At 69.6% G+C, this 23579-nt stretch carries 21 protein-coding genes; 20 read left to right on the forward strand and 1 reads right to left on the reverse strand.

The features are described 5' to 3' along the window. Positions 1-6 precede the first annotated feature (6 nt). The 19 genes from ACFSXZ_RS10095 (at position 7) to ACFSXZ_RS10185 (ending at position 22269) form a co-directional block, all read left to right on the forward strand. The gene (locus tag ACFSXZ_RS10095) at positions 7-852 is read left to right on the forward strand and encodes an LLM class F420-dependent oxidoreductase (protein WP_378263674.1); all 846 of its coding nucleotides are present in this window, start codon (positions 7-9) and stop codon (positions 850-852) included. 251 nt (positions 853-1103) lie between these two features. After that, positions 1104-2585 (forward strand): sugar transferase, encoded by a 1482-nt coding sequence (locus tag ACFSXZ_RS10100; protein WP_378263676.1) that lies wholly within the window; start codon positions 1104-1106, stop codon positions 2583-2585. Positions 2586-2594: 9 nt separating this feature from the next. Continuing rightward, on the forward strand, positions 2595-3251 hold the full coding sequence (locus ACFSXZ_RS10105; RefSeq protein WP_378263679.1) for a PIG-L deacetylase family protein: 657 nt from the start codon (positions 2595-2597) through the stop codon (positions 3249-3251). Positions 3252-3420: 169 nt separating this feature from the next. Next, positions 3421-4500, forward strand: a complete 1080-nt coding sequence (locus ACFSXZ_RS10110; protein WP_378263681.1) for a class I SAM-dependent methyltransferase — start codon at positions 3421-3423, stop codon at positions 4498-4500. 193 nt (positions 4501-4693) lie between these two features. Further along, complete coding sequence (locus ACFSXZ_RS10115) at positions 4694-6010, forward strand: class I SAM-dependent methyltransferase (protein WP_378263683.1); 1317 nt, start codon at positions 4694-4696, stop codon at positions 6008-6010. Positions 6011-6233: 223 nt separating this feature from the next. Further along, positions 6234-7031, forward strand: coding sequence for a glucose-1-phosphate cytidylyltransferase (locus ACFSXZ_RS10120; RefSeq protein WP_378263685.1), 798 nt, complete (start codon positions 6234-6236; stop codon positions 7029-7031). Beyond that, positions 7028-8047 carry an NAD-dependent epimerase/dehydratase family protein gene (locus ACFSXZ_RS10125; protein WP_378263688.1) on the forward strand — a complete coding sequence of 340 codons (1020 nt, stop codon included), beginning with the start codon at positions 7028-7030 and terminating at the stop codon, positions 8045-8047. Before ACFSXZ_RS10120 ends, ACFSXZ_RS10125 begins: the two co-directional genes overlap by 4 nt. A 230-nt stretch (positions 8048-8277) precedes the next feature. Further along, a complete protein-coding gene (locus tag ACFSXZ_RS10130; RefSeq protein ID WP_378263690.1) occupies positions 8278-9165 on the forward strand; it encodes a glycosyltransferase family 2 protein in 888 nt (295 codons plus the stop codon). Further along, positions 9162-11336 (forward strand): glycosyltransferase, encoded by a 2175-nt coding sequence (locus ACFSXZ_RS10135; RefSeq protein ID WP_378263692.1) that lies wholly within the window; start codon positions 9162-9164, stop codon positions 11334-11336. The genes ACFSXZ_RS10130 and ACFSXZ_RS10135 overlap by 4 nt, the downstream gene beginning before the upstream one ends. Positions 11337-11367: 31 nt before the next feature. Next, a complete protein-coding gene (locus ACFSXZ_RS10140) occupies positions 11368-11832 on the forward strand; it encodes a hypothetical protein (RefSeq protein WP_378263694.1) in 465 nt (154 codons plus the stop codon). After that, the gene (locus ACFSXZ_RS10145) at positions 11829-13037 is read left to right on the forward strand and encodes a lipopolysaccharide biosynthesis protein (RefSeq protein ID WP_378263696.1); all 1209 of its coding nucleotides are present in this window, start codon (positions 11829-11831) and stop codon (positions 13035-13037) included. Before ACFSXZ_RS10140 ends, ACFSXZ_RS10145 begins: the two co-directional genes overlap by 4 nt. Continuing rightward, a complete protein-coding gene (locus ACFSXZ_RS10150; protein WP_378263698.1) occupies positions 13034-16096 on the forward strand; it encodes a hypothetical protein in 3063 nt (1020 codons plus the stop codon). Before ACFSXZ_RS10145 ends, ACFSXZ_RS10150 begins: the two co-directional genes overlap by 4 nt. A 107-nt stretch (positions 16097-16203) precedes the next feature. Beyond that, a complete protein-coding gene (locus tag ACFSXZ_RS10155; protein WP_378263700.1) occupies positions 16204-16782 on the forward strand; it encodes an acyltransferase in 579 nt (192 codons plus the stop codon). Continuing rightward, a complete protein-coding gene (locus ACFSXZ_RS10160; protein ID WP_378263702.1) occupies positions 16779-17009 on the forward strand; it encodes a hypothetical protein in 231 nt (76 codons plus the stop codon). The genes ACFSXZ_RS10155 and ACFSXZ_RS10160 overlap by 4 nt, the downstream gene beginning before the upstream one ends. 70 nt (positions 17010-17079) lie before the next feature. Continuing rightward, positions 17080-17916, forward strand: coding sequence for a glycosyltransferase family 2 protein (locus ACFSXZ_RS10165; RefSeq protein ID WP_378263704.1), 837 nt, complete (start codon positions 17080-17082; stop codon positions 17914-17916). 123 nt (positions 17917-18039) lie between these two features. Beyond that, positions 18040-18861 carry a glycoside hydrolase family 16 protein gene (locus ACFSXZ_RS10170; RefSeq protein WP_378263706.1) on the forward strand — a complete coding sequence of 274 codons (822 nt, stop codon included), beginning with the start codon at positions 18040-18042 and terminating at the stop codon, positions 18859-18861. Between the two features lie 113 nt (positions 18862-18974). Next, on the forward strand, positions 18975-19601 hold the full coding sequence (locus ACFSXZ_RS10175) for a malonic semialdehyde reductase (protein ID WP_378263708.1): 627 nt from the start codon (positions 18975-18977) through the stop codon (positions 19599-19601). Between the two features lie 89 nt (positions 19602-19690). Next, positions 19691-21727 (forward strand): threonine--tRNA ligase, encoded by a 2037-nt coding sequence (thrS, locus tag ACFSXZ_RS10180; RefSeq protein WP_378263710.1) that lies wholly within the window; start codon positions 19691-19693, stop codon positions 21725-21727. Continuing rightward, positions 21724-22269: an HIT family protein gene (locus ACFSXZ_RS10185; RefSeq protein WP_378263712.1), complete on the forward strand. Its 546-nt coding sequence runs from the start codon at positions 21724-21726 to the stop codon at positions 22267-22269. The genes thrS and ACFSXZ_RS10185 overlap by 4 nt, the downstream gene beginning before the upstream one ends. A gap of 104 nt (positions 22270-22373) precedes the next feature. On the opposite strand, the gene ACFSXZ_RS10190 is transcribed toward ACFSXZ_RS10185, so the two are convergent. Continuing rightward, positions 22374-22922, reverse strand: a complete 549-nt coding sequence (locus ACFSXZ_RS10190) for a YceI family protein (protein WP_378263714.1) — start codon at positions 22920-22922, stop codon at positions 22374-22376. Positions 22923-23032: 110 nt separating this feature from the next. On the opposite strand from ACFSXZ_RS10190, the gene ACFSXZ_RS10195 reads away from it, so the two are divergent. After that, complete coding sequence (locus tag ACFSXZ_RS10195) at positions 23033-23572, forward strand: MarR family winged helix-turn-helix transcriptional regulator (protein ID WP_378263716.1); 540 nt, start codon at positions 23033-23035, stop codon at positions 23570-23572. Positions 23573-23579: the final 7 nt, after the last annotated feature.

Raw genomic sequence — 23579 nt, forward strand, 5'->3', positions numbered from 1 at the left:
CTACTTATGAGGTACGGGGTGGTCCTGTTCACCAGCGACCGTGGCATCACGCCCGCCGACGCGGCGCGAGCGGCCGAAGAGGCGGGGCTCGATTCGCTGTCCGTTCCGGAGCACACACACATTCCGGTGCGGCGCGACGCGGCTCATCCGGGCACGGGTGACGCGAGCCTGCCGGACGACCGGTACATGCGCACCCTGGATCCGTGGGTCGCGCTGGCCATGGCCGCCGCGGTGACCAGCCGTATCAGGCTCTCGACCGCGGTGGCGCTGCCGGCCGAGCACGACCCGATCACCCTGGCCAAGACCATCGCCTCACTCGATCATCTCTCCGGCGGGCGCGTGACCCTCGGCGCGGGTTTCGGCTGGAACACCGACGAACTCGCCGACCACGGCGTCCCGCTCGGCAGGCGGCGAACCGTCCTGCGCGAGTACCTGGAGGCCATGCGGGCGCTGTGGACCGACGAAGAAGCGGCCTACGAAGGGGACTTCGTGAAGTTCGGGCCTTCGTGGGCGTGGCCGAAGCCGGTGCAGTCGCCGATCCCGGTCGTCATCGGCGCGGGCGGGACCGAGAAGACCTTCGCCTGGATCGCGCGGTCGGCCGACGGCTGGCTCACCACGCCTGCCGACCGGGGTATCGCCGCCAAGACCGCACTGCTGCGCCAGATCTGGCAGGACGCCGGCCGGCCCGGCGCGCCCGAGGTGGTCGCGCTCGCCGGTAAACCCGACCGTGATCAGCTCGGACGCTGGGCCGAAGCCGGGGTCACCGAAGTACTCTTCGGTTTGCCGGATCTCGCCGCCGACGCGGTGGCGGGCTATATCGGCCGGATCGGCGAGAAAATCCGTTCGTGGTGAAGTAACCGACTACTTTCCGTAGTTGTCGACGCGTGGCAACCATGACGTCGTGTGGTCATGGTTTTTCGCACCGTGTCCGGCTTTCGCGCGAAAATGTCATAACCGCTGCTGTAACGCGGTGCCGAGCGCGGCCGACTCCAGGTCAGCATCGTTCACCGCATGGTGGGCGAGTTTCACGCAATGATTACTTTCGGTGGTTGTTCGGCGTGTTTCGCACGCCGTTTCCACGGCCGGACGACGCGGGAGGTCGGATGGACGAGCCGGAGGACAGACCGTCCCCTTTCGGCGAGGCGTTGGTGCGGGTCGGTCCGACACCGGTGTCCCGTCGGCCGAAACCGTCCAAGGTGGACGCGGCGCGGTGGGAACGGCGGTACCGGGCGGTCGTGATTTCCAGCGATGTCGCGGCCACCGCCGTGGTGATCGCCGTGGCCGCGTTCGTCATTCTCCGGATCACCGGCCAGCCGTATTTCCTGCACGCCTCCGGCACCGCGGCCACCATCGTGTGCGTGTTGCCGATGAGCCGCGCGTGGAACCAGCATGTGCTGGGTGAGGGAGCCGAGGAGTACCGGCGCCTGATCCGGGGCCTGGCCGCCTCCGCCATCCTGGTCGCGCTCGCCGGTCTCCTGTTCGGTGCGCTCGACGTGCAACCGTGGGTTTTCCTCGTGGTGCCCACGGTCGCGGTGCTCGCCCTGTTCCAGCGCTACCTGTTACGGCAGGCGCTGCACCGGGCCCGCCGTCGTGGCCAGTGCATGCTCCCGGTCATGGCCGCGGGCGCGCCGGACACGGTGGCCGAACTCGTCCACCGCACGCGCGCCGACGCGCACGTCGGCTGGCGGGTCGAAGCCGTGTGCACGGGGGAGCGCGGTACCGGGGAGATCGCCGGGGTCGCCGTGGCCGGGCGGCTCGACCAAGTGGCCGACCAGGTGCGACGCGGCGGTTACCGGGTGGTCGCGGTGACCGCCGACCCGTACTGGAACCCGGACCGTCTGCGCCGGCTGGCCTGGGACCTGGAAGGCACGGGCGCCGAGATGGTGGTGGCGCCGGTGCTGATGGAGGTCGCCGGGCCCCGGCTGAACTTCTCCGGCGTGCTGGGCATGCCGTTGCTGCGAGTCAGCGCGCCTTCCTTCGGCGGGGGCCGCCGGATGATCAAGGAAGTCGTCGACCGCGCGGTGGCCGCGTGCCTGATCGTGCTGCTCTCACCGCTGCTGCTGACGATCGCGCTGCTGGTCAAGTGCGGTGACGGCGGCCCGGTGTTCTACCGGCAGCGCCGGGTCGGCCGGGACGGCACCACCTTCACCATGATCAAGTTCCGCAGCATGGTGGTCGACGCGGACGCGGTGCGGGCCAGGTTGCTGGCTTCCAACGACGCCGCGGGCCCGTTGTTCAAGATGCGTCGCGATCCCCGGGTGACCAGGGTCGGTGCCGTGCTGCGCCGGTACTCCCTCGACGAGCTTCCCCAGTTGTTCAACGTGCTGGCAGGCCGCATGTCCCTGGTCGGTCCGCGACCGCCGCTGCCCGAGGAGACCGTGACCTACGAGCGCGCGGCGCAACGAAGGCTTCTGGTCAAGCCCGGCATCACCGGGCTGTGGCAGGTCAGCGGCCGGAGCGATCTCAGCTGGGAGGAAAGCGTCCGGCTCGACCTGCGCTACGTGGAGGACTGGTCACTGGCGCTGGACGTGGCGATCCTGTGGAAGACCGCGCGGGCCGTGCTCGGCGGCCGTGGCGCTTACTAGGCTGCCGTCGTGCTTTCCTTGGAACTGCCCGGAATCAGCCGGGTCGCGCTCCTCGCCGCGCACTGCGACGACCTGCCCATCGGAGCCGGCGGCAGCCTGCTGACGCTGTGCGCGGGGCGGCCGGACCTCAGCGTCCACGCCCTCGTGCTGAGCGGCGCCGGCACCGTCCGCGAGGACGAGGAACGCGCGGCGCTGGCCGATTTCTGCGCTCCCGCCGCCGTCGAGGTGACCGTGCTGGACCTGCCGGACGGCCGGATGCCGGCGCACTGGAGCCAGGTGAAGGACGCCGTCGCCACGTTGCGGGCACGGGTCGACCCCGACCTGGTGTTCGCTCCGCATCGCGGGGACCGGCACCAGGATCACCGGCTCGTGGCCGAGATCGTGCCCCAGGTCTTCCGCGATCATCTGGTGCTCGGCTACGAGATCGCCAAGTGGGACGGTGATCTGGTCCAGCCTTCGGTGTACCAGCCGCTGGCGGAGGCGATGGCGAAGCGCAAGACCGAGTTGCTGGCCAAGCACTATCCGTCGCAGCACGGCAAGGACTGGTACACCGAGGACGCGTTCCTGGGACTGGCCCGGTTGCGGGGCATCCAGCAGCACACCGGCTATGCCGAGGCTTTCCACGTCGAGAAGCTGGCGGTCACCCTCGCCTCGGGTCAGCAGTGAACCGCCTAGCGTCAATCCGCGGCTATCAGGGTGACCACAGAGCGCGCCCTCTCTTTCCGCTATCGGGGCGGCAGGGCGCCCACCCACTAGACGTGACACGTGCTGGTAAGGAGCGCCCTGTCGACACGATCGCGGGGGCGCGCAAACTCGCGGAAGAAAGTGAGCGAGCATGATGACCTGCCGCGCGTGCGGGGGGACCGACGGCACGATCGTGCTCGATCTGGGGTCGCAGCCCCCGTGTGACCTGTTCCCGCCCGCCACGGATCCCGGGCCGGACCCGCTGTTCCCGTTGCGGATGTGGATGTGTGCCGGATGTGCGCTGGCTCAACTGATGGAGGACCCGGGGACGCGTGAGGAACCGGCCGGGGTGGAACCGCGGGCGCTGACCGAACAGGCCGCCGCCGCGGTGCGCACCTTGCGCGAGGCGGGCCTGCTGCGTCCCGGCGGAACGGTGACCGAGTTCGGCAGCCCGCATGGCGGCTCGTGGCTTCCGCTGCTGCGCGAGGCCGGGATGTGTGAAGCACGCGACGGCGAACCGGCCGATGTCGTGCTGGACTGTTTCGGGCTGATGCACGAGGCCGATCAACGCGCGGCGATGGCCGAACGCGCGGCGCGTCTCGCGCCCGGCGGCGCACTGCTGATGCAGTTCCACTCGCTGGCCTCCATTCTCGCGCAGCGGCAGTGGAACGCCTTGCGGCACGGTCATTTCGCGTACTACTCGACTCCGGCCGCGATCACGCTGGCCGCGTCGGCGGGCCTCGCGCCGGGCCGCAGTTGGACCTTCCCTCTCTACGGCGGCACGGTGCTGCTCGAACTTCGTGCCTCCGCCGAAGGAGACCCCGGGACCGAACGCGTGGTGCGCGCGGAACTCGCGGCGGGCGTGAGCTCACCGGCCCGGGCCTCGGAACTCGGCCGCGAGGCCATTCGCGGTTGCGAGCGTCTGCGCGACCGGCTGGCGGACTGCGCGCGGGACGGCAAGCGAGTCGTCGGTTACGGGGCGGCCTCCCGCGCCGTGGTGTTGCTCCGGCAGGCAGGCATCGGCACCGACCTCCTCCCCGCGATTGTGGACGCCTCGCCCGCGAAGCGGGGGCGGCGGATGCCCGCGGGCGATATCCCGATCGTCGGACCCGAGGTCCTCACCGGGGATCCGCCCGGTGCCGTCCTGTTGTTCGTGCCCGATCTTCTCGCCGAGGTCCGGACCGCGTTCCCCGCGCTGGACGACACGAGCTGTGATTGGATCCTGGCCTAATATCCCCTGGTCAGGGCGATTTCTGCGTTGATCTTCCCCCGTTCGGACGCACGGTTGTTGCAAGATTGCCCCAGATGACCCCGTTTAATCCCCCGGTTGTCCGTAACACGGAAGGGGGGTCCTTCTATAGTCCTCGTGACGTACAAAACCCCGGTTCCATGGGGCACTATCCGACAGAGGTGTCATCGCGAGGATGGCGGGCGATTCCGAAGAGGATCCGGCGAGACTGTCTTCAGACCGCTGGACGAGCGGTCAGACGACGGCGGGCGACTCCCGCGCCGCGCTCGCCTGCCGTTTGTGCGGGTCGGCCGACCTGGTCAGCGTGGTGGACCTGGGCGCGAGCCCGCCCTGCGAGTCCTTCCTGTCGGAGGCCGAACTCGACCGGCCCGAGCCGACCTACCCGCTGCATCTGCGCGTCTGCGCGGACTGCCGTCTGGCGCAGATCCCGCCGCTCATCGACCCGGTCGAGACCTTCACGGAATACGCCTATTTCTCGTCCTTTTCCCGGTCCTGGCTGGCGCACGCGGGGAAGTTCGCCGACGAGGCGGTGACCCGGCTCGGACTGGACCAGGGCAGCTTCGTGGTCGAGGTCGCCAGCAACGACGGCTACCTCCTGCGTGACATCGTCCGGCGCGGGTTGCGCTGCCTCGGCATCGAGCCGTCGGTCAACGTCGGCGAAGCCGCCCGCGAGGCGGGGGTGCCGACGCTGACCGCCTTCCTCGACGCGGCCACCGGCGAGGCGGTGCGGCGTGACCATGGCGCGGCCGATCTCGTCGTGGCGAACAACGTCTACGCGCACATCCCCGACATCCTCGGCTTCACCGCGGGTCTGCGTGCCCTGGTGGCCGACGACGGCTGGGTGTCGATCGAGGTGCAGCACCTGCTGAGCCTGCTCGAGCTGAACCAGTACGACACCATCTATCACGAGCACTTCCAGTACTACACGGTGGCGACCGCGCGGCGCGCGCTGGCCACCGCCGGGCTGTCCGTGGTCGATGTCGAGCGCCTGGAGACCCACGGTGGCTCCATCCGGCTGTGGGCGCGCCCGGACGCGGTCGCCGGTCCGCCGAGTGAGCGCGTGCACGCCGTGCTCACCGAGGAGAAGGCCGCGGGCCTTCACGAACTGTCCGGCTACGCCGGTTTCGCCCGGCGGGTGAGCGACGTGCGCGTGGACCTGCTCGACTTCCTCGTCCAAGCCCGCCGCCGTGGCGAGCGGGTCGTGGGATACGGCGCGCCTGGCAAGGGAAACACCTTGCTCAATCACTGCGGGATCCGGCCGGACCTGCTGCCGTACACGGTCGATCGCAATCCCTACAAGCAAGGCCGGTACACGCCCGGAACCCGCGTTCCGATTTTCGATCCCGCGCGGATCGCCGAGGACCGGCCGGACTATGTTCTGGTGCTGCCCTGGAATCTGCGCGCCGAACTGACCCGCCAACTGGCCCCGATCGCGGAGTGGGGCGGCAGGCTGGTCTTCCCGATTCCCCGGCTGGAGGTGGTGAGCCCGTGACGATCGGGATGACGAACGTGACGCGCGGCAATCAAGGTGACCACAGCGCGCGCCCTTTTTATCCGGTGTTCTGTGGGGACATGGCCCCCACACCCCCGCTGGGGGCAAGCCCCCAGACCCCCTCATCGGGGCGGCAGGGCGCCCATCGGTTCTGTGTCAGGCGGGCTGGAAAGGAGCGCCCTGTCGACACGATCGCGGGGGCGCGCGAGCTCGCGGGGGAGAAATGAAGGTCGTGCTCTTTTGCGGGGGGTACGGGATGCGCATGCGCAACGGCCCCGCCGACGACGTGCCCAAGCCGATGCAGATGGTCGGCCCGCGGCCGTTGTTGTGGCACGTGATGCGCTACTACGCCCACTACGGGCACACCGACTTCGTGCTCTGCCTCGGCTACGGCGCGCACCACATCAAGGATTTCTTCCTCTCCTACACCGAAACCGCCTCGAACGACTTCGTGCTGCGCGGCGGCCGGGTCGAACTGCTGTCCACCGACATCAGCGACTGGCAGATCACCTTCGTGCACACCGGGCTGGAGTCCTCGATCGGCGAGCGGCTGCGACGCGTGCGCGAGTACGTCGACGGCGAGGAGTTGTTCCTGGCCAACTACGCCGACGTGCTCTCCGACGCGCCGCTCGACGCCATGATCGACACACTGGCCACGAGTGATGCCGGGGCGTCGATGATGGTGGTGCCGCCCCAGGTGTCGTTCCACTGTGTCCAGCTCGACGGCAACCGCGTCCAGTCGATCAGTTCCGCGAGAACGCTCCCGGTGTGGGAGAACGCCGGATTCTTCGTGCTGCGGCAGGAGATCTTCGACCACATCCCGGAAAACGGTGATCTCGTCGAGGACGGATGTGGCTCGCTCGCCGAGCGGGGACGGTTGATCGCCTACCCCTACCGAGGGTTCTGGCAGCCTGCCGACACCTTCAAGGAACGCGCGGCGCTCGATGCCGCCTACGAAAGCGGCGCCCGCCCGTGGATGGTGTGGGAACGGCCGGACGTGATGGCGGAGGCACGAGCATGAGGGTTTTGCTGACCGGGCATCAGGGTTATCTCGGGTCGGTGATGGCGCCGGTGCTGCGGGCGGCCGGGCACGAGGTGCTGGGTCTGGACTCGGGACTGTTCGCCGCATGCGTTCTCGGCCCTCACCCCGATGATCCGCCCGGCGAGGCGCTGGACCTACGGGACGTCACGGCGGACCACCTTGCCGGTGTCGACGCGGTGGTGCACCTGGCCGCGTTGTCCAACGACCCCTTGGGTTCGCTGAGGCCGGAACTGACCTACGAGATCAACCACACCGCCTCCGTCCAGCTGGCGAAGCTGGCCAAGGACGCGGGTGTCAGCCGTTTCCTCTATGCCTCGACGTGTTCGGTGTACGGCGCGGCCGGCGATGGTCTCGTCGACGAGGACGCGCCGCTGCGGCCGGTCACGCCCTACGCGGAATCGAAGGTGCGCGTCGAGGACGATCTGCACGACCTCGCGGGGCCCGGCTTCAGCCCGGTGTACCTGCGGAACGCGACCGCGTTCGGGTTTTCTCCCCGGCCGCGGGCGGACATCGTGCTCAACAACCTGGTGGGCCACGCCGTACTCACCTCCGCGGTGCGGGTGCTCTCCGACGGCACGCCGTGGCGACCCCTGGTGCACGCCCTCGACATCGCCGCCGCGTTCGCCGCCGCGCTGACGGCTCCGGTCGAGGCCGTCCACGATCGCGCCTTCAACGTCGGCATCGAGGCCAACAACCTGACTGTGCGCCAGATCGCCGAATCGGTCGTCGCCGCGGTGCCCGGCTCGCGCCTGGTGATCACCGGTGAGGCCGGTGCGGATCCGCGTTCGTACCGCGTCGACTTCTCCCGCATCCGCGCCGCGCTGCCCGGTTTCCACCCGCGGTGGACCGTCGAGGCGGGGGCCGCCGAACTCGCCAAGGCCTACACCGAACACGGCTTGACCAGCGAGGCCTTCACTCAGCGCTACACGAGGCTGGCCTGGCTGAAAGAACAGCAGGACCGAGGAAAACTCAGTCCCGATCTTCGAGGAACCTGAACCACCCCGCGGGAAGTCCCGCACCCGCTCTAACCCTCCCCCCGATCCCTGTGAGGACTACGAGTGACAACCTTCACGGCAACTCGCACTTGTCAAGGTGATTACCGAGCGCGCCCTTTTTATTCGCTATCGCGGCGGCGGGGCGCCCAGCCGCTCGACGTGAGTTGGGTTGATAGGGAGCGCCCCGTCGACTCGATCGCGGGGGCGCGCAGAGTCGCGGAGGGAACAGCGTGACCATCATCGACACTCCGAGACCCCTCGGCGCCACCGACGCCGACGAATTCGAGAACCTGGGCGACGCGCTCGCCTACGCGGCCGCCCACCCGCCACGCCGGGGCCCCGAACCCCGCGTGTCCGTTGTGGTGCCGGCCAAGAACGAGGCGCCCAACCTACGTGAGGTCCTGCCCGAACTGCCTCCGGTGTACGAGGTGATCGTCGTCGACGGGCATTCCCGGGACAACACCGCCGCCGTCGCGCGCGCCGCACTGCCCGGGGTCCGGGTGATCCGGCAGACCCGGCGGGGCAAGGGAAACGCGCTCGCCTGTGGCTTTCTCGCGGCTTCGGGCGACGTGATCGTGATGTTCGACGCCGACGGCTCGGCCGATCCGGCGGAGATCGCCACGTTCGTCGGCGCGCTCGTCGGGGGAGCGGATTTCGCCAAGGGCACGCGGTTCGCGCCGGGCGGCGGCAGCCACGACATCACCGGTCTTCGGGCGGCGGGCAATCTGGGTCTGAACCGGCTGAGCAACAGCTTGTTCAGCGGTGGTTTCACCGACTTGTGCTACGGCTACAACGCTTTCTGGCGTGACCTGGTCCCGATGCTGTCGCTGCCCCCGGTCTTCACGCCGCCCGGCGAGACGATGCTGTGGGGCGACGGGTTCGAGATCGAGACCGTGATCAACTGCCGCGTGGCGGCGCTGGGCCTGTGGATCACCGAGGTGCCCAGCGTCGAGCGGAGACGGTTGCACGGGGAGACGAACCTGCGCACGTTCAGCGACGGCGGCCGCGTGCTGCGGACGCTGGTCGCCGAGTGGCAGCGAGTGGGCCGGCAGCGCCGTACCCGGCGGTTTGGACCGTTCCTGCCTGCACCGCTACTGGAAGCAGAAGGCGCGATATGACCCGGGCCGCGCCACGGGACCTGGCCACCTCCGTGGTCATCTGCGCCTACACCGAACGGCGCTGGGACGACCTCGTCGCGGCCGTCGCCTCGGTGCGCGAGCAGACCGTGCCGCCGGGCGAAATCATCGTGGTCATCGACTGCAACACGGAACTGGCCGAGCGGGCGGCCGCCGAGTTCGTCGGGGTCACGGTCACCGAGAACACCGGCAAGCGCGGGCTTTCCGGGGCCCGCAACACCGCGATCGACCTCGCCAAGGGCGACGTGATCGCGTTCCTCGACGACGACGCCGTGGCCGCGCCCGACTGGCTCGAACAGTTGCTGGCGGGCTACCGCGACACGCGCGTGCTCGCCGTCGGTGGCGCGGCGCGGCCCCGGTGGCCCGACGGGACCAGGCCGGCGCTGCTGCCCGGCGAACTGGACTGGGTGGTCGGCTGCACCTATGTCGGACAACCAGAGGTGGACACTCCGGTCCGGAACCTGATCGGCTGCAACATGTCCTTCCGGCGGGAAGCCTTCGGGCTGGCCGGCCGGTTCGCCGAAGACCTCGGCCGGGTCGGCCGTACCCCGCTCGGCTGCGAAGAGACCGAACTGTGCATCCGCCTGCGGCAGGCGTCGCCGGGCTCGGTGATCCTGTTCCGTCCGGAGGCGCTCGTGCACCACCGGGTCACCCCGGACCGGCTCACCTGGTCGTATCTGGGCCGGCGGGGCTGGGGCGAGGGGATTTCGAAGGCCCAGGTGTCGCGCACCGTCGGCGCGGACGCCGCGCTGGCCACCGAGCGGGACTATCTGCGCAAGGTGATCCCGGCCGCGGTGGCGCGGGAACTCGTGCGGGGCAGCCTGCCCGGGGTGTTCGCGCTGGGCGCGGTGGTGTCGGCGACGGCCGCCGGGTACCTGCGCGGCGCGGTCGCGGGCCAGCGGCTGCGCATCCGCCCGGCGATGCCGCGCCTGGTGCACGGCCCGATCCATGTGTCCACTGTGGACCTTTCCGTGGACGCTTCCGTGGCGCGGGGCGAAATCCCGGTGCCTGCCAGGACCGTCGGCCGGTACCGCGCGGCGCAGGTGCTGGTGCGGGACGGCGAACGCACGCTGGACGTGGTGCTGCTGCCGGTCTCCGGCGGGGTGGTGCGGCTCGACGAGATCATCGCGCGGGGGCACAGCCGTCCGCGCCCGGCGTTCGAGCGGCCGCTGATCAGCGTCGTCATCCCGACCGCGCACCGGAAGGAGCAGGCGGTCACCAGCGTGCGGGCCGCGCTCGCGGCCGGCTATCCGCACCTGGAAATCCTGGTGGTGGACAACTTCCCGCCGGATGGGCCGGACGAGGTCGGCGATCCGTGGCTGCGACGTGAGGTCGAGTCCCTCGGCGCCCGGTACCTCGTCGAGCCGGTCAAGGGTGTCAGCGTCGCGCGCAACACCGGGGCCCGGGCGAGCAAGGGCGAACTGATCGCCTTCGTGGACGAGAACATCAGTGTCGAACGGGGCTGGTTCGACGCGGTGGCCGAGGAGTTCGTCGCGGATCCCTCCGTCGGCTGCGTGACCGCGCTGGTGCTCCCGGCGAGCCTGGAAACCGATGCCGAAGTCCTGTTCGAACGGCTCAAGGGCTACAGCCACACGGTGCGGCGCCAACGTCTGGACCGCGAAACGGTCCGGGAAGACCCGCTCTACCCGCTGTCGATGGCGCGTTACGGTCCGGGAAGCTGCACCACCTGGCGGCGCTCGACGTTCGAGGGACTCGGTGGTTTCGACCCGCTCCTCGGCGCGGGCACGCCGTCGATGGCGGGGGAGGACCTCGACCTGTTCGTGCGGCTGGCCCGCGCCGGCGGCACCGTCGTCTACACCCCGCACGCGGTCGCGCGGCACACCCACCGTGCCGACTGGCTCGAGCTTCGCGAACGCATGCGCGGGTACGGGGTCGGCCTGTCGGCGATGCTGCTGCTGTCCGTGGCGCGGCGGCCGGTGGTCGTCTTCTCCATCCTGCGCCGGGTTCCGCGGGGCCTGGCGCGGCTGTCCTCACGCACTCCCGAACTCCCCCTGGCCGACCGCGCGGCCCGGGCCAGGCTCCGGCAGCTCAGGCGCGACGAGCGATACGGCATGCTGGAGGGCCCGGTGGCACTGAGCCGGTCATGGGCGGTGGCGCGGTCGTCACGGTGGAGGAGGCGGCACGCCCCATGACCCCCGGCAGCGGGTTACGCTTCGGCTCGCGGTGACCATGTTCCGGGGCTTGGTCGGGGAAGGGGCACGCGTGGGCGAGCAGTTGCGGATCCGCCGGATCACCGCGTACTGCCTCCTTGCCGTGTGCCTGATGGTGGTCGGCACGATCGTCACGGGCTGGGAGAACCCGGTCCGCACCGTCGCCGTGCTGCTGTTCGTCGGCGCGGCCCCCGGCTGGGCGCTGATTTCCTATGTCAACGTGCGGCATCTGTCGGTGACGTGGATCAGCGCGATCGGCCTGTCGCTCTCGATCGCGATCGTGATCGCGCAGGTCATGGTGCTGACCAAGGCGTGGCATCCGATCACGGCCGTGCTCGTGCTCGTGCTCTTCACGGTTCCCCTGCTCGCGCACCACGTGCTGCGCAGCAGGCCGCCCGCGAAGGTGCCATCGGACCAGGCGAGCGCCGCGCCGGCCGCGGAACCGTCGAAAACGGGCACCGAGGCCGGTCCACGGTGACGGCCAAGACCGCCGGGCGCGGGATGGTGGCCGACGGGCTCGCGCTGTCGGCCAGTGCGGCGATCACCGCGGTGGCCGGGATGGCCGGCTGGATCCTCGCCGCGCGGCTGCTGCCGCCCGCCGAGGTCGGTGACACCTCGGCGTTCGTCTCGGGATTCCTTCTGGTGGCCGGGATCGCCGAACTCGGCCTGGGCCCAGCGGTGCTGCGATGGCTTCCACGGGCCGGTTCCCAGCGCCGCCGGCTGCTCGGCCGCGGCTACCTCGCGGTGCTGCTGGGCGGTTTGGCGGGCGCCGTGGTGTTCATCCTCGTACCCGCCGGCGGCGAGGTCGTCCACCGGTTGCCCGCCGGAGCGGCGCTTTTCCTGCCCGCCGCGGTGGGCTGGACACTGTTCCAGTTCCAGGACTCGGTGCTCACCGGGCTCGGCCAGGCGCGCTGGGTTCCGGTCGAGAACACCTCGTTCAGCGTCCTGCGGCTGGCCCTTCTCGGCGTGCTCGCGCCCCTGACCGGCTCGCTGGGCCTGATCACGTCGTGGGTGGTGCCGACCGTGCTGGGCGTGCTGGTGGTGAGCGCGCTGGTGTTCCACCGGGTACGGCCCGGCCCGGTGCCCGGCACGCTCCCGGACCGGCGTGAGGTCGTACGGCTGCTGGCGCCCACGTACCCGGCGACGGTGTGCGTGGTGGTGCTCTACAACCTGATGCCGATCATCGTCCTGCACCGCTTCGGTGCCGAGGCGAACGCGGTCTTCTTCGTGGTCTGGACCGCGATCAGCGCGCTCGATCTCGCCGCGACGGTCTTCGTCAACCCGCTGGTGGTCCGTCTGTCCGGCGAGCCCGGCCCCTCGCGGGCCCTGGTGACGGCGGCATCCCGGCGCCTCGCGCTGGTCTTCGCCCCCGTACTACTGCTCGGCGTGCTCCTGGCCGGGGTCCTGCTGGCGATCTTCGGACCGGAGTACACGCAGGGTGCCGGACTGCTCCGGATCCTGCTCGTGGCCCAGTTCCCGCGCCTCGCGGTGATCGTGGGGGTCGCGGTGCACCTGGCCGCCGGACGCGGTGGTTCGGTCGCCGGATTCCAGGCGGCCACGGCCGGGCTGGCCGTCGGGCTGGCCCTCGTGATGCCGAGCGAAACCGCCTTCGGCGTCGGCATGCTCGTCGTCCAGTCCGTACTCGCCCTCGTGGCCCTGCTGGATCCTCGGGGGAGGGCATGAAAGAGGGCCGCACCGACCCCGCGCGGGGCACGGACGCGGGCGAATCCAGGGCGGACGCCGAAAAGGCGGACGCGGAGGCGCCCACCCGGCTGATGCGCATCCTGGACGGCGCCGAGCCCCCGAATTCGCCCGATTCGGACTCGACGGATCCGGGCACGAAGATTTCCAAGGCTCCCGAGACTTCCGGCCCCGAATCACCGACCCGGTTTCTGCCCGCGGTGAAAGCGAAGCCGGAGGGGGACACCGGCGCGGTGAAGTCCACCGCGCCCAAGCCGGATGCGGAGTCGCCGACCCGGTTGTTGCCCGCCGTGGCCGCTGATGTTTCCGTCGCGAAGGCCGACGCGAAGCCGAAGGCCGACGCGCGGGCGGATGCCGGAAAAGGGAAGTCGGATCGGCAGGTGCCGACCTGGTTTCTGCCCAAGAGGGACAAGGGCGATACCGACGTCCATCCGAAAGTGCCGGACAAGAACGAGAAAGAGCCGGAGAACACCGGGAAACTCGAAACCGAGGCTGACAAAGGGGAGGGGCCGACCCAGTTCCTGCCCGCGGTGAAGCCGAAGCCGGAGGGGGACACCGGCGCGGTGAAGTCCACCGCGCCCAAGCCGGATGCGGAGTCGCCGACCCGGTTGCTGCCCGCCGTGGCCGCTGATGTTTCCGTCGCGAAGGCCGACGCGAAGCCGAAGGCCGACGCGCGGGCGGATGCCGGAAAAGGGAAGCCGGATCGGCAGGTGCCGACCTGGTTTCTGCCCAAGACGGACAAGGGCGATACCGACGTCCATCCGAAAGTGCCGGACAAGAACGAGAAAGAGCCGGAGAACACCGGAAAACCGGAAACCGAGGCTGACAAAGGGGAGGCGCCGACCCAGTTCCTGCCCGCGGTGAAGCCGAAACCGGAGGCGGACACCGGCGCGGCGAAGTCCGCCCCGCCCAAGCCGGACTCCGAGGCACCGACCCAGTTTCTGCCCGCGGTGACCGGAAAGGCCAGCGACCCGAAGCCGCACGACGGGAAACCGGAAACCGAAGCCGCGAAAGCGAACATGGACGCGCCTACCCGGTTTCTGCGCGCCCTGACCGGAAACCGTCCGGTACGCCGCTTCGCCGGGCCGAACCGGCCGATGCACTACGACGCTCCGCCGGACGGACCGCCGACCCGCTACATCCCCGCCGCGGGAAGGGTCGCCCGCCTCGCCGCTCCGCCCGCCCTGACCGAACCCGCCCCGGAGGCGCCTCCCGCGCGAGACGCCGCGAAACCGCCCGGCCGCGCCGCCGTCGCGGGATCGGGCCTGCTCACCGACCCGTTTTTCGGGCCGGGCATGGCCGGGGTCGCGATCATCCTGTGGATCGTCGGCCTGCATCCGATCGCACCGGAGCAGATCGGCGGCGCCGGCATCGTGGCCGAGCTGTCCATCCCTTTGCTGCTTTCGTTCCCGTTGCTGGTCGGCGCCGTGGTGCTGGAACTGCTGCGGTACCAGCCCAGAAACTGGGTCCTCGGCGTCTACACGACGCTCGGCGTGCTCGGCGTCTACGGACTCCAGCCCGCGGTCGAACAGGTCGCGCGGCTCCCGGTCGCCTGGCTGCACGTGGGTTTTTCCGGCTACATCGCCGACCACGGCGACATCCTGCACAACTACGACGCCCGCTTCTCCTGGGCCGGGTTCTTCTCGCTCATCGCGCTGATCACCAAGGCCGCCGGGATTCCCAGCGCGGTGCCCTTGCTGAACTGGGCGCCGACGGTGCTGTCGGGCATGTCCGTGCTCGGGGTGCGGGCGCTGGCGGTGTCCGCGCTGGGAAACCGGCGTGCCTCCTGGATCGCGCCGTGGCTGTTCCTCGCCGCGAACTGGACCGAGCAGGACTACTTTTCGCCACAGGGCACGGCGATGGTGATGCTGCTGGCGGCGCTCACCCTGACGTTCCGCCATCTGGTCCGTCCCCGGCTGACCGAGCCGGTGCGCGCCCGCCTGCGTGCCCGCCTCGCGCCACGATCGAGCCCGAAGGCCCGGCTCGTCGCGCAGGGCGCGGTGGTGCTGATCGGGCTCGCGCTCGCGGTCACCCACCAGCTCACCCCGTTCCTGCTCGGCGCGTTGTTGTTGCTGGTCCTGGTGTTCGGCAGGCTCTGGCCCGCCTGGTTGCCCTTCGTGGTGTTCGGCGCCGCCGTGGTCTGGTTCTCGCTGGGGGCTTCGGAATTCTGGAGCGGTCAGCTCATCCAGATGATCCTCAGCCCGCTCGGCGACATCAGTTCGTCGGTGGACCAGGGCATCGTGGACCGCTTCACCGGTGACGTCGGGCACCTCGTCGTTCTGCTGACCAGGGTCGTCATCTCCGTGTTCATGGTCGCCCTCGCTGCGGTCGGCATCGTGTTCATGCGCCGGGACTCGCTGCGGTCCTGGCTGCTGCCGGTGCTGTGCGTCGCGCCCTTCGGGATCGCCGTCGCGCAGCCCTACGGCGGCGAAGTGTTCATGCGCTGCTTCCTGTTCGCGCTGCCACTGCTCGCGCTCCCCGCGTCGATCGCGCTGGAACGTTCCGCCACCGCCGCGCGACGGTGGCGCTGGCGGAACCAGCCCGGGCGCACCATCGCGCTGGCCGCGGTGCCCTGGCTGGTGGTCACCGGACTGATCGCCACCACGATCACCGCGCGGGGCGGCAACGACGCCTACACCAGCTTCACCAAGTCCGACGTCACCGCCGCGTCCTGGGCCATCCAGCAGGCCCAGGACGGGCAGCGGGTGGACGCGCTGGTCAACTCGGTGCCGTTGTCGTTCTCGCGGGTCGGTGAGGTCCAGCAGTACGAAGTGGACGGTTACTGCCCGAAGCTGGACAGCCTGAGCGAACTCGTCGGCTGCGTGCGGACCAACGGACCCGACTATCTGGTCCTCAGCGGACCACAGTTCGCCTACCTGAGGATCTTCGATCAGGTGCCCTACGACTTCGGCGGCCAGTTCATCAAGGAGCTGACCGAGACGGGCCTGTACCGCGGCGTCTTCATCGACGGCGACGCCACGGTGCTCGCCCGTACCGCCCCGGCGCTGGACAGGCCGGCGGGCGACGGGAGTGCGGGCTGACCGGCACGCCGCGCGTGACGTCAACCCGGTGACCGGGGTCCCTCCGGCCGCGCCCTATCTTGTGCTCAACGTTCGGGGGAACTGTGGGCGCCGGCGGAGGAGCGGGGTTGGACGAGACGACGGGACGGAACTCCCTGATCCGGCGGCTGGCCGGGCAGGTCTACATCGACCTGTGGACGGTGACCGTCGGCGTGGTGGTCAACGGGGTGCTGGGCAGTTGGCTGGTGCCGCGGCCGCTGCGGCTGCTCGGCTACCGCGCGCTCGGTGCCCGCGTCCGCTCGGGCAACATCTTCCCCGGGCTGCGCGTCGTGGGGTCGATGCGCAACCTCGAAATCGGCAGCCGGACCTTCCTCAACTGCGAGTGCTACCTGGAGACCGTCGGTCGGGTCACCATCGGCGACGGCTGCCAGTTCGGGCCCCAGGTCATGATCGTGACCTCGCATCACGAACGGCTCCCCGACGGCACGGTCTCGCGGGTCGCCGAGCCGAAGCCGGTGGTCGTCGGTGACCGGGTGTGGGTCGGGGCTCGCGCGCAGATCCTGCCCGGGGTGCGGATCGCCGATGACGTGGTGATCGCGGCCGGTGCGGTGGTCAGCCGCGACTGCGAGGTCGCGGGCGTCTACGCCGGGGTGCCCGCCAGGCTGGTCGGGGCGGGCGGAGACATCCGGGCGGTGGAGGGGGCTTGAGCGCGGCGGACGTCCTCACGCTGGTCACCGCCGTGCTGGGGGTGGCCCTGCTGGTGGTGCTCGTCGTGCGCACGGTCCTCAAGGAACTCGCGGTCGGGCGCCGGTCGACCGATTCCGCGGCCGCGCGCACAGGCCGGGTGCGGGTACTGGACCTGGTCGCGGTGTCGCTGACGTTCCTGACCGTGGCCGGAGCCATTTGGCGCATCGTGGTAGGCCTGATGCCTTAATAAAAGACGGCGTAAGTCGCATTCGCGGAAAAGCGGCCACGAGCGGGCGAACGAAAGGGGAAGAATCGCGGTGAGCACACCGGCAGTCGCCGTCTGCGTGCCGGCCTATCAGGCCGAGCGCTACCTGGCCGACACGTTGTCGAGCATTCTCGCGCAGACCTTCGAAGACTTCGAGCTTCTCGTCCTGGACAACGCCTCCACCGACGGGACCGCCGAAATCCTGCGCGGCTTCGACGATCCGAGGCTGCGGGTGGAGCGCAATGCCGATGTGCTGCCGCTGGCGGCGAACTGGAACCGCGCCGTGGAGAAAACGCGTGCGCCGTTGGTGAAACTGGTGTGTGCCGACGACCTGGTGCACCCGCGGTGCCTGGAACGCCAGCACACGGTTCTCGACGCGGACCCGGGTCTCGCGCTGGTGTGCAGCCGCCGCGATCTGGTCAACGAACAGGCGGTGCCGATCGCGCGCGGCCGGGGACTGCGGGGCCTGACCGGTCGTCACGAGGCCCGGTCGGTGATCCGCAAGATCGTGCGCCACGGCGGCAATCCGCTGGGCGAACCGGCGTGCGCCCTGTTCCGTCGCGAGCACTTCGACGCGGTGGGCGGGTTCGACGCGCGATGGCGGTTCCCGCTGGACCTCGCGTTGTGGATCCGGCTGCTCGAGCACGGGAATTTTCACGGCATGGCCGAATCGCTGGCCGCGTTCCGGATCGGCCGGGGATCGTTGTCGGCACAGGCACAGCGGGCCGAATACGCCGAGCAGCGCGCGCTTTCCGAACGCGTCGCGACCGCGCCCGAGTGGGCGGTGCCACGCCTCGACCGGCTGGTCGGGGCGGCGAAGGCACCGGGTGCGCGGCTGAGGAGGCAGGCTGCTTTCTTCGTGGCTCGGCGCCAGGCACAGCGGAACTGACGCACCGGATGTACGGATCTTTCGCCCCGCACGGCAACAGGTAACTTTCTCGAAAGCGGGCGAAATCGACCGAAGAAGAGAGCCGGTGAAACAGCGGCGGAAGGGCGGGGTATTTTGTCGCCCGTGAACCGTCGCGCGATCATCATTGTCTGCAGTCTGGTTCTCATCGTGGGGGCCGTGGTCGCCGTGGTGGTCAGCACGCGACGGTTCGACGGCGCCGGCACGGCTTCCGGAGGGGCGGACACGCCTTTGGTGAGCACGCCCACCATCGCGGGGAACGCACCCACGTCCGACGAAGCCGCCAAGAACTTCGGCTGGCAGCGGACCGACGGTGACGAGTTCGACTCGAACGGGATCAACCCGGACAACTGGAGCGTCTACGACGGTCGCGACAACGCGGCGAACATGACGTGGAGCGCGAAGCAGTGCACCGTGCGGAACGGTGTGCTGACCATCGCCGGAGCGCACGACAGCGTCGGCACCACGTGCGGCATGGCCTGGCGCGAGAATCAGACCTACGGCCGCTGGGAGGTGCGGGCACGGTTCCCCGCCCCGGCGGCGATCGCCTACGACCCGGTCTTCCTGTTGTGGCCAGAGGACGACGAACACTGGACGTCGATCGGCGAGATCGACTTCGCCGAGGAGTACGACCCGAACCGCCAGTACATCGAGAGCTGGATGCATGGTCCTGGCAACGTGCAGGCCGGCTACTGGCGCAAGTACGTCGACCTGACCAAGTGGCACAACTTCGCGGTCGACTGGCAGCCCGACCACATCACCTGCTACATCGACGGCGTGGCCTGGCTGGCGCTCACCGACACGAAGAACGTGCCGCACCAGCCGATGCACCTGGTGCTTCAGCAGAACTTCGTGCCGAGGACCGCGGCCGACGTGCCGCCGATCCGGTCGACGGTGGACGTCGACTGGGTGCACATCTACCGCTGAGGGTCCGCCCGCGAGAGTGATCGGGCCCACACCGGAAATAGTCAAGCGCTCAATCACGTTGATCGGGAAGACGGTGAACGACCCTTCCCGACCTAGGAGTTGAAGGCATTCCGATGACCTCCACGACCACCTCTCCGGCCCCTGTGGCCGACGCGCTGCATCTTCCGCGCGACGTGCAGGACCTGCTGTTCCGCGAGGCCAGGACGGCCAACACCTTCAGTGACGAGCCCGTCTCGGACGAGCAGCTCCAGGCCATCTACGACCTGGTCAAGTGGGCGCCCACCTCGATGAACACCCAGCCGCTCCGCGCGCTGGTGATCCGCGGCGCCGAAGGCAGGCGGCGCCTGCTGCCGCACATGTCCGAGGGCAACCGCGCCAAGACCGAGAGCGCACCGGTCACCGTCGTGCTCGCCGCCGACACCGACTTCCACGAGAACCTGCCGAAGACCTTCCCCCACAAGCCCGAGGCGAAGAACTTCTTCACCGACGAGGCCGGCCGCGAGGGCTTCGCGCGGCTGAACTCGCTGCTCCAGATCGGTTACTTCATCATCGGCGTCCGTGCCGCGGGCCTGGCCGCCGGGCCGATGACCGGCTTCGACAGCGCCGGGGTGGACGCCGAGTTCTTCGCCGACAGGAAGTGGCGCTCGCTGGTGGTGATCAACATCGGCAAGCCCGGCGACAACCCGTGGTTCGACCGCCTGCCGCGGCTGGACTACCACGAGGTCGTCGAGACCCTCTAATCCCGGAGGTCTCGAAAGAGGCAGGCGGGCGGCGGATAGCATCGTCGGGTAACCCCCTCGAACCCGATTCGCCGTCGAAGGAGCCCATCGTGAACCAGCCGTCGCCCGCCGCAACCACACCCGCCTCGCGCGTGGTGGTGCCGGCCGGGACCACGGCGGGCAGCGCCGTCCGCGAGGCGGGCCTGCCGACGCGGGGGCCCGGTGCCATCGTCGTGGTCCGCGACGGCGATGGCTGCCTGCGCGACCTGTCCTGGGCGCCGGAATCCGGTGCCGAGGTCGAGCCGGTCGCGGCGGACACCGAGGACGGCCGCTCGGTGATCCGCCACTCGGCCGCGCACGTGCTGGCCCAGGCGGTGCAGCAGCAGTTCCCCGAGGCCAAGCTCGGCATCGGCCCGCCGGTCAAGGACGGCTTCTACTACGACTTCGCGGTCAAGGACCCGTTCACGCCGGAAGACCTGCGCGCGCTCGAAAAGCGCATGAAGCAGATCATCAAGAGTTCCCAGCAGTTCTCGCGCCGGGTCTTCGACTCCGTCGAGGCGGCCCGCGAGGAACTCGCCGGAGAGCCCTTCAAGCTCGAACTGGTCGACCTCAAATCCGGCGACGAGAACGTCGACACCTCCGAAGTGATGGAGGTCGGCGGGGGAGAGCTGACCAGCTACGACAACCTCGACGCGCGCACCAAGGAAGTCGTCTGGAGCGACCTGTGCCGCGGCCCGCACGTGCCCACCACCAAGTACATCCCGGCCTTCACCCTGACCAGGGTGGCCGCCGCCTACTGGCGCGGTGACGAGAAGAACCCGCAGCTGCAGCGGATCTACGGCACCGCATGGGAGTCCCAGGAGGCACTGGACGCCTACCTGGAGATGCTCGCCGAAGCCGAGCGGCGGGACCACCGCAAGCTGGGCGCCGAGCTGGACCTGTTCTCCTTCCCCGAGGAGCTGGGTTCGGGCCTGCCGGTGTTCCATCCCAAGGGCGGCATCATCCGGCGCGAACTCGAGGCGTACTCGCGGCAGAAGCACGAACAGAACGGCTACGAGTTCGTCAACACCCCGCACGTGACCAAGGGCGGGTTGTTCGAAACCTCCGGGCACCTCCCGCACTACGCGGAGAGCATGTTCCCCCCGATGCGGTTCGAGGGCGCCGACTACTACGTCAAGGCGATGAACTGCCCGATGCACAACCTGATCTTCCGCTCCCGCGGACGGTCCTACCGCGAGCTGCCGCTGCGGCTGTTCGAGTTCGGTTCGGTCTACCGGTACGAGAAGTCCGGCGTGGTGCACGGGCTGACCCGCGTCCGGGGCATGACCCAGGACGACTCGCACATCTACTGCACCAAGGAGCAGATGCCGGGCGAACTGCGCTCGCTGCTGACCTTCGTGCTCGACCTGCTGCGCGACTACGGCCTCGACGACTTCTATCTCGAACTGTCCACAAGGGACGATTCGCCGAAGTTCATCGGTGACCCGGGGGAGTGGGAGGAGGCCACCGAGGCGCTGCGCGCGGCCGCCGAGGCCTCCGGCCTGGACTTGGTGCCCGACCCCGGCGGAGCCGCGTTCTACGGGCCGAAGATCTCGGTGCAGGCCAAGGACGCGATCGGCCGCACCTGGCAGATGTCCACCATCCAGCTCGACTTCAACCAGCCGAAGCGGTTCGAGCTGTCCTACCAGGCGGCCGACGGCACGAGGCAGCAGCCGGTGATGATCCACCGCGCGCTGTTCGGGTCGATCGAGCGGTTCTTCGGCGTGCTCACCGAGCACTACGCGGGCGCGTTCCCGGCATGGCTTTCGCCGGTCCAGGTGGTCGGCATCCCGATCGCCGACGAGCACGCCGAGCACCTGCGCGGGGTGGAGAAGGCCTTGCGCACCAAGGGAGTCCGGGTCGAGATCGACACCAGTGACGACCGGATGCAGAAGAAGATCCGGACCCACACCACGCAGAAGGTGCCGTTCATGCTGCTGGCCGGGCCACGGGACGTGGAAGCGGGCGCGGTGTCGTTCCGGTTCCGGGACGGCAGCCAGATCAACGGCGTGCCGGTGACCGACGCCGTCGAGGCGATCGCGGGCTGGATCGCGCGCCGCGAGAACGCTTCGCCGACCGCCGAGGCCGTCGGGGCGGTCCTGGGATGACTCCGGAAACCGTGCCGCAGGACGGCGTCGGCGTCCCCGACGCGCTCCAGCGGCTGTGGACCCCGCACCGGATGTCCTACATCCAGGACCAGGGCCGCTCCGAGGGCGACGAGCCCGAGGGCTGCCCCTTCTGCCGGCTGATCGCGATGGACGACGACAAGGCGTTGATCGTCGCCCGCGGTGAGCAGGTGTTCGCGGTGCTGAACCTGTATCCGTACAACCCGGGGCATCTGATGCTGTTGCCGTACCGGCACGTCGCGGACTACACGGACCTGACCGACGAGGAAACCATCGAAATCGCCCACTTCACCCAGCGCGCCATGACCGTGGTGCGGTCGGTGTCTGGGGCGCACGGGTTCAACATCGGCATGAACCAGGGGGTCGTGGCCGGCGCGGGGATCGCCGCCCACCTGCACCAGCATGTCGTTCCCCGCTGGGGCGGGGACGCGAACTTCATGCCGGTCATCGGGCACACGAAGGTGCTCCCGCAGTTGCTGGGGGAGACCCGGGCCCTGCTCGCCGCGGCGTGGCGAGAAGCCTGACGCGACGCACGAAAAACCCGCCGGGCCGACGCCGCCGCGGCGACCACCAGGGGCGGTCGCCGTCGGGGGGCATCGGCGCCCGACGGGCGCCTTTGAACTACGCGCTAGGCCTGGAGACCGGCCTCGATGTCCAGCTCGATCTTGATCTTGTCGGAGACCACCGCGGTGGGCAGTCCCGCGCCGACACCGAAGTCGCTCCGGCTGATCTCGGTGCGGGCCGACACGCCGAGGACCTTGCTGCCGGGGGCCATGCCGTCGCCGAAGCCACCGAGTTCGGCCTCCAGGGACACCGGCTTGGTCACACCGTGGATGGTCAGCTCGCCGTCGATGAAGAAGTCGCCGTCCTCGAAACGCACACCCGTCGAGGTGAACGTCAGGGTGGGGTAGGTCTCGACGTCGAGGAACTCCGCACTGCGGACGTGGTTGTCGCGCTGCTCGTTGTGGGTGTTGATGCTGGCGGCCTGGATGGTGGTGGTCACCTTGGAGTCGAGGATGTTCTCGCCGGTGGTGATGCTCGTCTCGACCTGGTCGAAGCTGCCGCGGACCTTCGACACGCCGAGGTGGCGGACGGTGAAGGCGACGTGGGAGTGCACCGGGTCGATGGTCCAGGTGCCGGCGGTGTATCCAGGGATCTCCGTGGTGGGCGCGCTCATGGCTGACTCCTTCGGAACGTTCGTAAGCTTGGTTGAACCCTCAATCAAAGGCCCGCCGCCCACTGTAGCGAAGGGAGATTGAGGGTTCAACTAGGGGTAGGATGGAGGGCATGTCCGGGACACGATGGCTCAGCGAGGCTGAACAGCGCGTGTGGCGTGAGTTCTCCGGGGCCGTCGACATGCTCCGCGCGCACGTCGAGGGTCAGCTCCAGCGCGACGCCCGAATGCCGCAGACCTACTACGAGGTCCTGGTCGTCTTGTCCGAGGCGCCGGAGCGGACCTTGCGGATGAGCGACCTGGCCGACCGTTGCCGTTCCTCCCGCAGCCGCCTTTCCCACGCCGTTGCCCGCCTGGAGGAAAACGGCTGGGTCCGCCGGAACTCCTGCCCGACCGACAAGCGCGGTTCCTTCGCTTCGCTCACCCCGCAGGGTTTCGCCGCGCTGGAGGCCGCCGCGCCGGGGCACGTCGAAGCCGTGCGGGAGGCGCTTTTCGACGCACTCACGCCGGAACAGGTGCGTGCTCTCGGGGAAATCAGCCGCGCGATCCGCTACCAACTGGCCCCGCGATGTGCCGCGGCGCGCGCCGAACTGGAGGCCGACGATCCGGTCCTCGACCCCGCCGAAGACGGCGATCCGGCGCCCCTCGGCTGATGTCCGC

The sequence above is a fragment of the Amycolatopsis pigmentata genome, from assembly GCF_042684065.1.
In the GTDB taxonomy this organism is placed as follows: domain Bacteria; phylum Actinomycetota; class Actinomycetes; order Mycobacteriales; family Pseudonocardiaceae; genus Amycolatopsis_E; species Amycolatopsis_E pigmentata.

What these genes read in the sequence shown, in the direction of transcription:
- ACFSXZ_RS10095 (WP_378263674.1), top strand. Translation starts at nt 7, where the DNA reads ATGAGGTACGGGGTGGTCCTGTTCACCAGCGACCGTGGCATCACGCCC.
- ACFSXZ_RS10100 (WP_378263676.1), top strand. Translation starts at nt 1,104, where the DNA reads ATGGACGAGCCGGAGGACAGACCGTCCCCTTTCGGCGAGGCGTTGGTG.
- ACFSXZ_RS10110 (WP_378263681.1), top strand. Translation starts at nt 3,421, where the DNA reads ATGATGACCTGCCGCGCGTGCGGGGGGACCGACGGCACGATCGTGCTC.
- ACFSXZ_RS10115 (WP_378263683.1), top strand. Translation starts at nt 4,694, where the DNA reads ATGGCGGGCGATTCCGAAGAGGATCCGGCGAGACTGTCTTCAGACCGC.
- ACFSXZ_RS10120 (WP_378263685.1), top strand. Translation starts at nt 6,234, where the DNA reads ATGAAGGTCGTGCTCTTTTGCGGGGGGTACGGGATGCGCATGCGCAAC.
- ACFSXZ_RS10125 (WP_378263688.1), top strand. Translation starts at nt 7,028, where the DNA reads ATGAGGGTTTTGCTGACCGGGCATCAGGGTTATCTCGGGTCGGTGATG.
- ACFSXZ_RS10135 (WP_378263692.1), top strand. Translation starts at nt 9,162, where the DNA reads ATGACCCGGGCCGCGCCACGGGACCTGGCCACCTCCGTGGTCATCTGC.
- ACFSXZ_RS10150 (WP_378263698.1), top strand. Translation starts at nt 13,034, where the DNA reads ATGAAAGAGGGCCGCACCGACCCCGCGCGGGGCACGGACGCGGGCGAA.
- ACFSXZ_RS10175 (WP_378263708.1), top strand. Translation starts at nt 18,975, where the DNA reads ATGACCTCCACGACCACCTCTCCGGCCCCTGTGGCCGACGCGCTGCAT.
- ACFSXZ_RS10185 (WP_378263712.1), top strand. Translation starts at nt 21,724, where the DNA reads ATGACTCCGGAAACCGTGCCGCAGGACGGCGTCGGCGTCCCCGACGCG.
- ACFSXZ_RS10190 (WP_378263714.1), bottom strand. Translation starts at nt 22,922, where the DNA reads ATGAGCGCGCCCACCACGGAGATCCCTGGATACACCGCCGGCACCTGG.
- ACFSXZ_RS10195 (WP_378263716.1), top strand. Translation starts at nt 23,033, where the DNA reads ATGTCCGGGACACGATGGCTCAGCGAGGCTGAACAGCGCGTGTGGCGT.